A 13069-nucleotide genomic window follows, 5' to 3' on the forward strand; every position below is an offset into this window, starting at 1 on the left:
GTGGTGTTATCGATACCTCTGAAGGATGCGAGCAAGAGTGCCGTCCGCGCGTAGGCTCCGGATCACGTCGTCCAGTTGCCGCGCCGTGACCGGGCTGTGCCTGGACACCGCGCAGCGGGTCTCGTAGCCCCCCGTCAGCAGATAGGGATGCAGCGAGAGCCTGGAATGGCCGTGTCGGAGCTGATATTCCAAGTACTGCTGATTCAGGCTGGCATGCTGCATCCGCCCCAGCTCCAGCATCCGCAACACCGCTTTCGCGCTGTCGGCGTTCTCGCGCACGAAGGACGGTCCCAGCGCGCGCTCCAGCTCCGGATACGCATAGCCCTTGACGACGCCGATCGGCTGGCCCGCCAGGTCCTCCAGCGTCCGGGGCCGGGGGCTGTCGGTCCGCGTCACCACGACGCCGGCGTGCGGCAGGAACGGCTGCGTCCACTCCACCGGCTCGTCCAGCCATTCCGGCAGCAGCGCGCAGGACCAGTGGGAGCGGCCCTCGCGCAGCATCGGGCCGATGCGCTTGCGGGGCACCGCGTGCAGGTGCACGGTCCGGCCCAGGCGGCCCGCGATGGCATGCGCCAGGTCGCGATGGATGCCGCCGTGCACGTGGTCGCCGACGATGTGCGCAAAGGGCATGTCGGCCGCGCGGTCCACCAGCATCGTCATCGGCGCCAGGTGCGCGTGAGGGTGCGCGGCCGGCTGCCACCCCAGCAACAGCAGCAGGCAAAGAACGAACGCCCGCGTCATGACTGCGATGCGGCGATCCGGCTCAAGCCGGCGCGCCGTGCAGCGTGAACCTGCTGACGACCCGGGCCAGCCCGGCGGCCTGCTGTTCCAGACTGTCGGCCGCGGCCGCGGCCTCCTCGACCAGGGCGGCGTTCTGCTGCGTCACCTGATCGAGCTGCGTGATGGCGTCGTTGACCTGGCCGATGCCGGTGCTCTGCTCGTTCGTCGAGTTGTTGATCTCGGAGATGACGGTGGCGACGCTGCGCACCTGATTCACCAGCTCCTCCATCGTCGCCCCGGCCGCTTCCACCAGCTGGTTGCCGGCGGAGACGCGCTCGACGCTGTCGTCGATCAACTGCTTGATCTCCTTGGCGGCGGTGGCGCTGCGCTGCGCCAGGCTGCGCACCTCCGAGGCCACCACGGCGAAGCCGCGGCCCTGCTCGCCGGCACGCGCCGCCTCGACGGCCGCGTTCAGCGCCAGGATGTTGGTCTGGAAGGCGATACCGTCGATGACGCCGATGATCTCGGAGATGCTGCGCGAGGCCACGTTGATGTCGGCCATTGTCTTGACCACCTGCGTGACCGCGCCGCCGCCCTTGATGGCGGTCTCGCGCGCGTCGCGGGCCAGGTCGGCGGCCTTGCGGGCGGACTCGGCATTGCTCATCACGGCGCTGGCCAGTTGCTCCATGGCCGCGGCGGTCTGCTGCAGGTTGCTGGCCTGCTCCTCGGTGCGCTGCGACAGGTCGGCATTGCCGGTGGCGATCTGCGACGTGCCGGTGACGATGCTGTCGCTGCCCTCCCGCACGGTGCTGACCACCTGACGCAGGGCCGCCTGCATCTCGCTCATCGCCAGCATCACGCTGCCCGGCCGGGCTCGGGAGATATCGATCGTTCCCGTCAGATCGCCACCCGCAATCGTTGCCGCGGCCGCGGCGGCGTCACCGGGCTCGCCACCCAGCTGGCGGGACAGGCCCCGGGTCAGCATGACGCCGACCACCACGCCCACCAGCACGCCGCCCAGCGTCAGCAGCATCAGCGTGATCCGGATCTGGGCGTAGATCCGCTCTGTCTCGTCGTTGTGATCGGAGGCGTTGGAGTGCTTGATCTCCACCATGCGGGACATCAGCTCGTCAGCCTTCTCGCCCAGCGCGCGCACGTCGGTGGTGAGCTTGGCGGTGGAGGCACGGGGCGCCGTCAGCTCTTCTGACTTCAGCAGCCGCGCCACTTCCTTGACGCCGTTCTCATAGGCGGTCGCCGCGGCGATGGCGTCGCGGACCACGCCCTGGCCGGCCACGGTGACGAACTTGTCCTGCGCGCCCTTGAGCTCCTCGTGCATCTGCACGATCAGCGCGTCGACCAGGCTGAGCTGGCGCGCGCGGTCTTCTTCGGTGGTGGCCACGATGGCGCTGCGAATGCCGCGGCCGATCTCCACCAGCTTGATGTTGGCCGCGGCGGAATGGCGCATGCCGATCATCTCGCGCTCATACATGACGGTGGCCATGTCGTTGATCAGGGCGGCCTTGGACATGCCTTGCAGTCCGATCACGCCGCCGATCAACGCGACGAGTAGAAAGCCGACGATCAGCTTCGTGCCGACCTTGAGGTGTTGGAACCAGATCATTCAGATGCCTAAATTTGTTGACGTTCAACCACGGGTTTTCACGTGTGGACGGAACCTTATCAACCGCAGCATTTATGCAGTGTTAAAAAACGCGACGGGTCCCCTGGAAAGGGCCAGGGGCGTGAAGAGGTGCCAGATGCGTCCCGTGGGCACGACGAAGGGCGCATTTTTTCCGAAACCGGCCACTCGAAAAGATGGCGAAGCCCCCCTTTAATCGAGGGGTCAGGTATTGCGGGGATGCGGCAGGCGCGGCGCCGGCAAACGAAAAATGCCGGCCCCGAGCGGGGCCGGCTGTCTGTTTGGAACTCGCCTCGGCGCGCCGTCCGGCGCTCGCCGAGATACCGTTTGACGGGACCGAACGGATAACGAATCACGCGGTGCCGGAGAACTCCCATATCAGGGGGAGAAGCCCTCCCGAATCTGTGCCACGATGGGCGCGACCGCATGTCCAGCGGATATCTGTCCGAGCTTTCCGAGTCCCCCTCGCCGCCAAGAACTCCAAAGGAATCACCGTGAAAACCATCGACGAGATGCTGAGCCTGGACCTCATTACCCACGAACAGCACCGCCAGATCGGCGAATGGATCGCGAGCGCCGATTCGCCCGATGCGATCCTGGCGATGCCCGCGCCGCTGTGGCAGGCGGTGGAACGCGCCAGCGAGGTCATGGGCGTGGATGCCGACCTGCTGCGCCCGCCTTCGCTGGATGCAGGCGACTTCGCGGGCTGAGCCGAAGCAGCCTGTCGCGGCGATGTGACGGTCACATCGCCGCGGTGGGTCAGCCGGCCAGCAGCTGCTGCACGCGGTCCCGGTGCATGCCGCGCAGCGCGGGCAGCAGCGCGCCGACATCGCTGTACTCCGCCCCCGACAGCGTGCGCGACAGGGTCTCGGCCAGCGCCCCGGCCTGTGCCGGCGCGAGCGCCGGCGCGGCGCGACCGGCCGCGGCATCGAGCTGCTCGCTCAGGCGCTCCCGCGCCTTCGTCACCTTGGGCTGGGCCTGCAGCAACTGGCCCAGCGCCTGGCGTTGTCCCGCCGCTTCCTTCACGTCCCAGCGCTGCGGCTGCAGCGCCTCGGGCGCCGGCTCCAGCAACGCACGCACCGGTTGGCCGCTCGGGAACCGCCGGCCCTCGCCGCGCAGCGTCATGCCGTCGCGCAGCGCCGGCCATTGCGACTCGGCGACGCTGAAGACGATCTCCTGTCCCTGCGCCTGCACCGTCACGCCCGCGGGCGACAGCGCCTTCATCAGCGACTGCAACTGCTGCTGCGAGCCCTCCCCGTCCAGCGTGACCGCCACGGCGATCGGCTTGGTCGTGGCGCCGCTCTCCAGCGGCTGACCGGGCAACTGCAGCCGCAAGGTTTCACGGCCGCCCTGTTGCAGCACCGCCAGGTCCAGCCCGCGCAGCTTGAAGCGCTGCCGCGCGGCGCCGTCCTCGGGCGCGGGCTGCAGGTCGCCGTCGACCCGGCCGCCGGCATCGCGGCTGCGCTGCGACCACAGGTGACGCAGTTGATCGACCTGGCCGCTCAATGCCGGCGAGGGCGCGGCCTGGCGCGCCAGGGTGTCGCTCAAGCCGCCCTTGAGGCGCTGCATCGCCGCGGCCAGTCGGTCCAGGTATTCGAGCCCCTGCTGCAGGCGCCCCAGCTGCAACTGCGCGCCCGGCTCCCGCGCGCCCGAGGAGGTCTCGGCGGCGCGCAGCGGCGCGGCGTCGACGTGCGCGGCAAGCGGCGTCGCGGGTCGGGCGACGGAGACCTCGGCACGCGGCGCGGCGGCGGTGGGCAGCGCCTCGCCGGCGCTGGCCGACCAGGCGGCGCGCTGCGCGGCGGGCGAGAGCGCGTCGCCGCTGGCGGTCAGCAGGCCGCGTTGGGGCGCGGCGGTGGTGGAGCCGGAAGTCGCGGGCAGCATCGGTGGCGGGGTCCCTGGATCAGATCGCGTTGAACAGGCTCAACTGGCTGACCTTGGCATACGCCTTCTGCGTCGCCTGCAGCGCCAGCGTGTAGCTGTTGAGGCGCGTGGCCGCCTCGCCGTAGTCGATCTGGCCGATGTCCAGCGCGGACTGCTGGTTGGCCAGGCTGACCGAGGCGTGATTGCTGTCCAGCGTCGCCAGGATGTTCTGCCGGCCGCCGAGCTGCCCGATCTTGCCGGACACGCTGCCCAGCGTCTGATCCAGCGCGACGATCATCGCCTGCACGTCCGAGTGCACGCCCTCCGCCGTCGCGCCCGGCGCGGCCAGTTGGCCGGTCAGCGTATTGAGTTGGCGCAGGAAGCCTCCCATGTTCTCCAGCGTCACGTTGGCCGGCACGTTCAGGTTGTCCGCCACCGCGACCTGCTGCGTCTGCGTGTTGCCCAGGAAGTTGTAGGCCGCGTCGACGGCGGGCTGGTCGCTGGCGGTGCCGGAGAACAGGTAGCGCCCTTCCGCGTTCTTGCTGTTGGCCAGGTAGAGCAGGCTGTCGTGCAAGGTCTTCATCGAGCCCGACATCGCGTTCAGGTCGGGGCCCGTGTTGCCCGCGTCCGCCGCCCAGACCAGCAGGTCGCGCGTCGCCTGCAGGTCTTCCTTGATGCTGTCCAGCGTGACCTCGCTGGTCCGCAGGCGGGCCTGCAGCGCGCCGATGTTGTCCCGGTACTGCGCGAACGAGGCCTCGTCGCGGGACAGCCGCGCCAGGCGCAGCGTGGCGATGCTGTCGTCGGACGGCTTGAGCACGCGCTGGCCCGAGGCCATCTGCCGCATGACCTGCGACAGGCCCTCGTTGGCGGCCTGCAGCGCGCTGTTCATCGTGGCGTGGTACTGGTTGCTGGCGATGCGCATGGGGGTTCCGATCGGTGTCCGTGTGGGCGGGCAGGCGCTCAACCCAGCATTTGCAGGGTGCTGTCGAACAGCTGATTGGCGACGGCCACGACCTTCATGTTGGCCTGGTACATCTGCTGGTACTGCAGCAGGTTGATGGCTTCCTCGTCGCTGTTGACGCCGCTGCTGGACTTCCAGTCCTCCTCGGCCTGGTCGCGCACCGTGATCGCCGTCTTCTGCGCGGACTGGTTCAGCGAGCTGGCCACGCCGAGCCTGCCCACCAACTGCGTGAAGACGTCGCCCAGCACCACCGGCGCGGAGCCCGCCGCGTTGCCCTGCGCGTCGAAGGTCGTCATCGTCAGCGTCTTGTTCTTGAGCCCGACCAGTTGCGTCAGGTTGCCGCTGTCGCCGGTGACCGTCGGGCTGCTGGAGAAGGCCAGCTGATCCGCGGTGATGCCGGTCATCTTGAGGCGGCCGCCGGAGGTGTCGAACAGCGGCGCGCCGGGTCCCGCGGCCGGCGGCGCGTAACCCGCGGCGAGCTGCGTGTTGAATGCGTTGCCCAGGCCCAGCGCCAGCTCCGAGATCGTCGTGCGCATCGGCCCCAGCACCTGCTGCTGCAGATCGGCCAGGCCGCCGAGCTGTCCGCCCTGCCCGACGTCGGACAGCTTGAAGGAGGTGCTGGCGAACTGGATCTTCAGCGCGCCGGGGCCGTCGGTGGCCAGCACCGCCGCGTCGGCGCCGACGACCAGCGGCTGGCCGCCGCGCAGCGAGACGCTCTTGGTACCGTCCGGCGTGTCCACCACCTGCAGACCGACCAGCGAGGACAGCGCCTTGATCTTCTCGTCGCGCGCGTCCTGCAGGCCGGCGTCGTTGGTGCCGGCGGCGCGGCCGGCGGCGATCTGCTTGTTGAGCAGCGCGATGTCCTGCGTCAGCGCGTTGACCTGGTTGACCACGCCGTCGCGCTGGCTGGCGATGGCCGTCTGCTGGTTGGCGAAGAGCTGCTGCAGGCTGTCGAAACGCTTGACCAGCCCGTCGGCCGAGGTCAGCACGGCCTCGCGCAGCGGCCCGGACTCGGGCTGCACGCTGGCGGCGTTGAGCGCGGCGAAGAACTGGTCGATGCCTTCGTTGATGTTGGCCGTGTCGTCGGACATGACCTGCTCGAGCTGCGTCAGGTAGTTCTGGCCCGCCTTGTACTGGCCGAGCTGGCTGGTGGCCTGCCAGAGCTGGACGTTCTTGTAGCCGTCGGCGAAGCGCAGCAGCGCCGACACCTGCACGCCGGCGCCGCCCTTCGTGGTCTGCAGCGAGCCCAGCAGCACGCCCGTACGGGTGTAGCCCGGCGTCATCGCGTTGGCGACGTTCTGGCTGGTGGCGGTCAGCGCCGCCTGGGCCGCCTGCGCGCCGGACAGGCCGTTCAAGATGATGCTCATGGGGATGAAGGCTCGTGCAAGGGCAAGGACTGGGAGGCGCGATGGGGCCTGGCAAGAGGGCCGCCAGGCCCGCGTGGGCTCGCGCGGCGGTGTTGCTTCAGGAAGGCGACCCGGACGGCGCGGAACTTAAGCCCGGCGCGGAGGCCGGCATCGGCGCCCGCGTCGACGCTTCCGTTCGCGCCTCCGTTGGCGCCGGCACCCGCGCCGGCGAGGCCGCCGCGAGCTGCGGCAGCACCTGCTTGAGCATCAGGTCGGCGATGCCGAAGGCGCGCTGCTGCGCCAGCGCGTCGGCGACGAAGCCGTCGGCCAGGTCCAGCATGTCCTGGTTGACGCGTTTCTTCTCGGGGCTGTCCTCGTCGGCCAGCGCGCGCGTGCCGGCGCGCATCTGGCTGATCATCTGCTTGATGAAGAAGGCCTCGAACTTGACGGCGGCGCCGGTGGCCTGCGCCTTGATGCGCGCGTCCGGATCCGGGGCGCCGTCCAGCGGCAGGGGCGCGGGGCCGCGCAGGTCGCCCAGGGGCGCCGTCGCGGGGGTGTTCAGCGGCATGCTCATCAGATCACCTGCAATTCGCCTTCGATCGCGCCGGCCTGGTCCAGGGCCTGCAGGATCGCCATCAGGTCGTCCGGATTGGCGCCGATGCTGTTGACCATGTCGACGATGGCCTGCAGCGAGGTGCCCGCCGGCCAGCGGAACATGCGGCCGTCGCCCTGGTCCACGCGCAGCTGCGATTGCGGCACCGTCTGCGTGCGGCCCTGGCTGAACGCGCCCGGCTGGCTGACCTGCGGCGTCTCGCTGATCACCACCTTCAGCGAGCCGTGCGACACCGCCGCCGGCCGCACCTTGACGCCATCGGCGATGACGACGGTGCCGGTGCGGGAATTGAAGATCACGCGCGGCAGCGCCGGCGCGGCCTCGATGGACAGCCCCTCCAGCTGCGCGACGAAGGCCACGCGCTGCGTCGGCTCGGCCGGCGCGCGCACGGCGACGCTGGTGCCGTCGCGCGTCGACGCGGTGCCGGCGCCGAAGCGGCCGTTGACCGCGTCCACGATCAGCGTCGCGGTCTGGAAGCCGGGCCGCTTGAGGTTGAGGACGACGTCGGGGCGGGTGTCGAAATCGGTGCCGATCTCGCGCTCGATCGTCGCGCCGCTCGGCACGCGGCCGGTCGTCGGCGTGTTGACGGTGACGCTGGAGCCGCTCTGCCCCTGCGCGCTCAAGCCCGTCACCACGAGATTGCCCTGCGCCAGCGCATAGACCTCGCCGTCCACCGCGTGCAGCTCCGTCAGCATCAGCGTGCCGCCGCGCAGGCTCTTCGCGTCGCCCAGCGAGGACACCGTGATGTCGATCGCCTGGCCGCGGCGATAACCGGCCGGGAAGGTGGCGCTGACCATCACGGCCGCGGCGTTGCGGGACTTGGCCTCGGTCTTCTCGGGCAGCTTCACGCCGAATTGCTTGAGCAGGTTGCCCACCGACTGGCCGGCGAATTTCACCTGCGTGCTGTCGCCGCTGCCGTTCAGGCCGACGACCAGGCCGTAGCCCAGCAACTGGTTCTCGCGCACGCCCTCCACGTTGACGAGCTGGCGCAGCGTCTGCGCGGCATGCGCCGGCGCGGGGGCCACGAGCGCGAGCGAGGGGGCGACCAGCGCCAGGGTGAGCAGCAGGTGTTTCATGGCGTCAGATCGGATTCCAGGGGCTGTTGAACCAGCGGGTGAACCAGCCCGGCGTGTTGGCGTCGGCCAGGTGGCCGCGCCCGCTGTAGGCGATGCGCGCGTTGGCGATGCGTTGCGAGGAGATGCGGTTCTCGCTGTCCACGTCGGCCGGCCGCACGTAGCCGGCCAGGCGCACCAGTTCCTCGCCCTGGTTGAGCGTGAGGCTCTTCTCGCCGGCCACGCGCAGCAGGCCGTTGCTCATGACCTCCTGCACGACGACGGTGATCGCGCCCTGCAGCGTGTTCTGCTGCGTGCTGCTGCCGCTGCCGCTGAAGTCGCGGTTGCCGCCGATGCCGTACGCGCGCTGCTTGCCGTTGAGGTCGAGGTTCAGGTCGGCGCCGCTCTTCTTGGCGCTCTGCGTGTCGGCGCTCTTGCTGGCCTGCGTCGCTTCCTGCAGCACGACGGTCAGCACGTCGCCCGCGCGGAAGGCCCGCGTGTCGGCGACCAGGCTGGCGCTGCGTCCAGCCACGAAGACACCGCCGCCCGACGGCCGCTGCGGCTCCGGCAGAGGCAGCGGCAAGGGCCCCGGATCGGCGGACGGCAGCGTCGGCGGGGCGATGGCGGCGCAGCCGGCCAGGAAGGCCGCCACGGCGAGCAGGCCCGCGCCGCGCAGGACGCGGCGCGGCGCGCCCGGGCCGCGCGAAGAGACGCGCCGCGCGGCGGTGCCGCGGACGGCCGCGGCGGTACAGCCGGCGTTGGCCTTGGCGTTGGCGACCTCGACGACGAAGTCGTCGTCGGCGGCGGTGATGCGGACGGCGCTGCGCATGGTCGCTCCGATCAGCGCGCGGCCTGCGCCAGCGTCTGCAACATGTTGTCGGCGGCGGAGAGCACCTTGGTGTTCATCTCGTAGGTACGCTGGGCCGCGATCATGTCGACCATCTCCTCGACGACCTGCACGTTCGATCCCTCCAGCGCGCCCTGCTTGAGCTTGCCCAGGCCGTTCTCGCCGGGCACGCCCTCGGTGGGCGCGCCGCTGGCCGCGGTCTCCTGGAACAGGTTGTCCCCCAGGGCCAGCAGGCCGGCCGGATTGACGAACTGGGTCAGGCGCAACTGGCCGATCTCGCTGGGCGCGGCGTTGGCGGCGACCGTCGCGGTGACGACGCCGTTCTCGCCGATCGTGATCGCCGTCGCGTTGGCCGGCACGGTGATCTCCGGCTGGATGCGCTGGCCCTGCGCGGTGACCAGGCGGCCGTCCGAGTTGATCTGCAACTGGCCGGCGCGCGTGTAGGCCGGGCGGCTGTTGGGGCCCTCGACCTGCAGGAAGCCGTTGCCCACGATGGCCACGTCCAGGCTCTGACCGGTCGTCTGCAGGTTGCCGTTGGTGAAGACCTTCTGCGTGCCGACCATGCGCGTGCCGTTGCCCAGCTGCACGCCGGTGGGCGACGCGGTGCCGTCCTCGGCCTGCGCGCCGGGCTGGCGCTCGACCTGGTAGAACAGGTCCTCGAACATGACGCGGTCGCGCTTGAAGCCGACCGTGTTGACGTTGGCCAGGTTGTTGGCGATGGCCTGCAACTTGGCGTCCTGCGCCTGCACGCCGGTCTTGCTGATCCACATGGCGGGGTTCATCGGGGGCTCCTTGGGGAATTCGGTGGAGAGATCGCTGGGGTTGGAAGGTCTGGCCGACGCGTTATTCGCGCACCAGCCGGTTGCCGGTCTCGGCCATGCTGTCGGCGGCCTTGTAGAAACGCATCTGCAGCTCGAAGTCGCGCGCCAGGTTCATGGTCGCGACCATCTCCTCGACGGCGGAGACATTGCTCGCCTCCAGCTTGCCGGACGCGACCTTGACCGCCGGGTCCGGGGCCGGCGTGCCGCCGTCGCGCGTCACCAGCAGGCCGGCCTCGTTCTTGGTCAGTTGCGCGAAGTCGGGGCGCACCAGCTTGAGCCGGTCCACCGGCTGCAGCTCGGTCTGTCCGGCGGTCAGGATGGACACGGTGCCGTCGGCCAGGACTTCCAGCTTGTCGTGCGGCGGCAGGACGATGGGCCCGCCCGCCCCCAGCACCGCATGCCGGCCCAGGCGCAGCTGGCCCTGCGCGTCGACGGTGAAGTTGCCGCCGCGGGTGTAGGCCTCGGCGCCGTCCGGTCCGTCCTGCGCGACGGCGAAGAGGCCGTCGCCCTGGATCGCCAGGTCGAGGTCGCGGCCCGTGTCGCGCTGGCTGCCGGCGCGCGCGCTGATCACGTCGGACCGCGCCTGCGAGAGGTGCCGCGCGTCGTAGCCGAAGCCCTTCACCTGCGCGGCCGAGGCCTGCTCCAGGTTGGCCCGGAAGCCCGCCGTCTCCAGGTTGGCCAGGTTGTTGGCATGCACGGCCTGCGCGCGCTGGATGCGCTCGGCGCCGCTCATGACGGTGTAGATCAGGGCATCCATGGTCGTGACCCGTTCAGATGGGAGGACGTTTCGGGAAGCGTTTCGGCAGACGTTTCAGGGGCTCGTGCCCGCGTCAGACGGCCTGCATCAGTGCCTGCATCATTTCGTTCTCGGTCGAGATGAGCTTGGTGTTGGCCTGGTAGTTGCGCTGCGCGCTCATGAGGCTGACCAGCTCGCCGGTGATGTCGACGTTGGACTGCTCCAGCGCGCCGGCGCTCAGCTTGGACGCGGTGCCCGAGCCGGGGCGCGAGTACAGCGCCACGCCGCTGTCGGGCGTCGCGGACCAGCTGGTGTCGCTGATCGACTTCAGCGCGCCTTCGTTGGCGAAGGTGGCCACGGCCAGCGTGCCGACGGTCTGCTTCTCGCCGTTGCTGTAGGTCGCGACCAGCGAGCCGTCCTCCGACAGGCTGGTGCCGGTCAGCGTGCCGGCGGCGTAGCCGTTGGACTCGTTGGTGCGGGTGGTCGTGTCGCCGGCGAATTGCGAGGTGCCGGTGTAGTCGATGCGCATCGCGATCGCCGCGGCGCCGTTGCCGGGCGCGGCATTCAGCGTCACCGCGGGCACGGTCGTGAGCTGGCCTTGCGCGTCGAAGTTGAGCGTCGCGCCGACGCCGGCCGGTGCCGCGCCGTCGAAGCTGTAGTACGCGTTGACGGCGCCCACGCCGGTCTTGACGAAGTACTGGGTAACGGTGTGCTTGGTGCCCAGCGAGTCGTAGACCGTCGAGGTCACCGAGCTGTTGTAGCTGCGCGATTCGTTCTTGTCGAAGGGCGTGACGGCCGGCACGGTCCAGTCGGCGCTGAGGTTGCCGTTGTAGGTCAGCTTGTCGCTGGACTGCGCCGGGATCTGGCCGGTGGTGACGCGCAGGTCGCCGAAGGCGCCCAGGCCCGCGCCGGGGACCGGGCGGCCGGCGGCGTCCAGCACCGTCGCGTAGCCCTGCGCCTTGCGGCCCGTGCCGTCGACGACGTTGCCGTTCTTGTCGACGCTGAACAGGCCGACGCGGGTGAAGACGGTCTGGCCGCCGTCGTCGCGCACGGCGAAGAAGCCGCGGCCCTGGATCATCGCGTCCATGCCGCGGCCGGTGTTGAACAGGCCGCCGCCGGTCTCGATGCTCTGCGAGACGGAGCCGACTTCCACGCCCACCGGGTGGCTGTCCGCGTACATCGACGAGAAGTTGCTGCGGCTGGACTTGAAGCCGTAGGTGCCGGAGTTGGCGATGTTGTTGCTGATGGTCTCCAGGCTGGCGTTGACCGCGTTGATGCCCGAACGTGCGATTTCGAAACTCATGGGGATCTCCGAAGGCTGTGATTCAAGAACTGAAGGGGGCTCGTGCCGAAGGTGCCGATGGGCGGGACGCGTCCTCAGGACGCGGCGCGGCCCTTGAACTGGGTGATGGCCTGGCTGGTGATCTCGCCGACGCCCGCAAGCTGCAACATCACGCCGCCGTCCGCGGCCAGCCGCACGCCGTCCAGGCGGGCGACCGTCTCGACATTGACGGCGCGCTTGTCGCCGGCCTCGAGCCTGACGCTGTAGCGGCCGTCGGCCAGGCCCAGCCTGGCCGGGTCCAGCGTGTAGCCCTGCTCGCCCTTGCCGAGCGCGCCCAGGTCGATGCGCTGCTCGCGGCCGTCGCCGCCGGTCAACACCAGCGTGTTGGCGGGGCTGTTGCTGTCCAGCGAGAAGCGCAACTGGACCGGGTCGCGGGACAGGTTCAGCGACGACACCGTGGCCTGCAGCGTCGAGCCGACCTGCGCGCCCAGCGTCATCAGCTGCAGGCTGGCCAGCATGCTGGCGTTGGTCTGGCCCTGCGAGGCGAGCTGCTGCATCGACTCGACCTGGCTGAGCTGCGTCAGCTGGCTGACGAATTGGGACGGGTCCTGCGGCGAGAGCGGATCCTGGTTCTTGATCTGCGCCACCAGCAGCGTGGTGAACAGCTTGCTCATGCCGCCGTTGGCGGCGATGTTCTCGTTGCCGGCGGCCCCGTTGGCGGCGGCGTTGTTGTTGACGGACGTGGTCATGGTCGGTTCCTCAGTTCTCGCCCAGGCGCAGCAGCGACTGCTGCATGGACTTCACCCGCGACAGCACCTCGACGTTGGTCTCGAAGGCGCGCGACGCGGACAGCATGTCGGTCATCTCGGCGACCGGGTTGACGTTGGGATAGAAGACCTCGCCGTTCTCGTTGGCGAGCGGGTTCTCCGGCTCATAGGCCTTGCGCAGCGGCTCCTGGCTCTCGACGACGTCCAGCACCTGCACCCGGGCGCCGGCGAGCTGCTGGTCGCCCAGGCCCTCGCGCGCCGCCAGCGCGGCGAAGACCGGCTTGCGGGCGTGGTACGTCGCGGCCTCGGTGCCCGATGCCGATTGCGCGTTGGCCAGGTTGCTGGCGATGGTGTTGAGGCGCACCGTCTGCGCCGACATCGCCGAGCCGGCGATCTGGGTGATCTGCTTGAAGGACATCGTGCTT

Annotated in this window: 14 protein-coding genes; 1 reads left to right on the plus strand and 13 read right to left on the minus strand. The window is 70.0% G+C overall.

What is annotated here, in order from left to right; translation table 11 throughout:
* Positions 1-6: 6 nt before the first annotated feature.
* Both CDN99_RS01050 and CDN99_RS29575 read right to left on the minus strand, forming a co-directional pair.
* Positions 7-741 (minus strand): substrate-binding periplasmic protein, encoded by a 735-nt coding sequence (locus tag CDN99_RS01050; protein ID WP_088382271.1) that lies wholly within the window; start codon positions 739-741, stop codon positions 7-9.
* Between the two features lie 22 nt (positions 742-763).
* On the minus strand, positions 764-2341 hold the full coding sequence (locus CDN99_RS29575) for a methyl-accepting chemotaxis protein (RefSeq protein WP_088382272.1): 1578 nt from the start codon (positions 2339-2341) through the stop codon (positions 764-766).
* Between the two features lie 512 nt (positions 2342-2853).
* Here CDN99_RS29575 and CDN99_RS01060 point away from each other — a divergent pair.
* Positions 2854-3069: a hypothetical protein gene (locus CDN99_RS01060; protein WP_088382273.1), complete on the plus strand. Its 216-nt coding sequence runs from the start codon at positions 2854-2856 to the stop codon at positions 3067-3069.
* 49 nt (positions 3070-3118) lie between these two features.
* On the opposite strand, the gene CDN99_RS01065 is transcribed toward CDN99_RS01060, so the two are convergent.
* The 11 genes from CDN99_RS01065 to flgC all read right to left on the minus strand — a co-directional run bounded on the left by CDN99_RS01065 (position 3119) and on the right by flgC (position 13062).
* Complete coding sequence (locus tag CDN99_RS01065) at positions 3119-4240, minus strand: hypothetical protein (protein WP_088382274.1); 1122 nt, start codon at positions 4238-4240, stop codon at positions 3119-3121.
* 19 nt (positions 4241-4259) lie between these two features.
* A complete protein-coding gene (gene flgL / locus CDN99_RS01070) occupies positions 4260-5141 on the minus strand; it encodes a flagellar hook-associated protein FlgL (protein ID WP_088382275.1) in 882 nt (293 codons plus the stop codon).
* A gap of 38 nt (positions 5142-5179) precedes the next feature.
* A complete protein-coding gene (gene flgK / locus CDN99_RS01075) occupies positions 5180-6547 on the minus strand; it encodes a flagellar hook-associated protein FlgK (protein ID WP_088382276.1) in 1368 nt (455 codons plus the stop codon).
* Positions 6548-6644: 97 nt separating this feature from the next.
* Positions 6645-7100 (minus strand): hypothetical protein, encoded by a 456-nt coding sequence (locus tag CDN99_RS01080; RefSeq protein WP_193531670.1) that lies wholly within the window; start codon positions 7098-7100, stop codon positions 6645-6647.
* The gene (locus tag CDN99_RS01085) at positions 7100-8215 is read right to left on the minus strand and encodes a flagellar basal body P-ring protein FlgI (RefSeq protein ID WP_088382277.1); all 1116 of its coding nucleotides are present in this window, start codon (positions 8213-8215) and stop codon (positions 7100-7102) included. Before CDN99_RS01085 ends, CDN99_RS01080 begins: the two co-directional genes overlap by 1 nt.
* Before the next feature lie 4 nt (positions 8216-8219).
* Positions 8220-9020, minus strand: a complete 801-nt coding sequence (gene flgH, locus CDN99_RS01090; protein ID WP_088382278.1) for a flagellar basal body L-ring protein FlgH — start codon at positions 9018-9020, stop codon at positions 8220-8222.
* A gap of 11 nt (positions 9021-9031) precedes the next feature.
* On the minus strand, positions 9032-9820 hold the full coding sequence (flgG, locus tag CDN99_RS01095) for a flagellar basal-body rod protein FlgG (RefSeq protein ID WP_169727025.1): 789 nt from the start codon (positions 9818-9820) through the stop codon (positions 9032-9034).
* Positions 9821-9881: 61 nt separating this feature from the next.
* A complete protein-coding gene (locus tag CDN99_RS01100) occupies positions 9882-10616 on the minus strand; it encodes a flagellar basal-body rod protein FlgF (protein ID WP_088382279.1) in 735 nt (244 codons plus the stop codon).
* Positions 10617-10689: 73 nt separating this feature from the next.
* Entirely contained in the window at positions 10690-11898 is a 1209-nt protein-coding gene (locus CDN99_RS01105) for a flagellar hook protein FlgE (RefSeq protein ID WP_088382280.1), read from the minus strand.
* A 74-nt stretch (positions 11899-11972) separates the two neighbouring features.
* Entirely contained in the window at positions 11973-12626 is a 654-nt protein-coding gene (locus CDN99_RS01110; RefSeq protein ID WP_088382281.1) for a flagellar hook capping FlgD N-terminal domain-containing protein, read from the minus strand.
* 10 nt (positions 12627-12636) lie between these two features.
* On the minus strand, positions 12637-13062 hold the full coding sequence (flgC, locus tag CDN99_RS01115) for a flagellar basal body rod protein FlgC (RefSeq protein ID WP_088382282.1): 426 nt from the start codon (positions 13060-13062) through the stop codon (positions 12637-12639).
* Between the last annotated feature and the right edge of the window lie 7 nt (positions 13063-13069).

Source organism: Roseateles aquatilis (genome assembly GCF_002205645.1).
GTDB classification, from domain to species: Bacteria; Pseudomonadota; Gammaproteobacteria; order Burkholderiales; family Burkholderiaceae_C; genus Roseateles; species Roseateles aquatilis.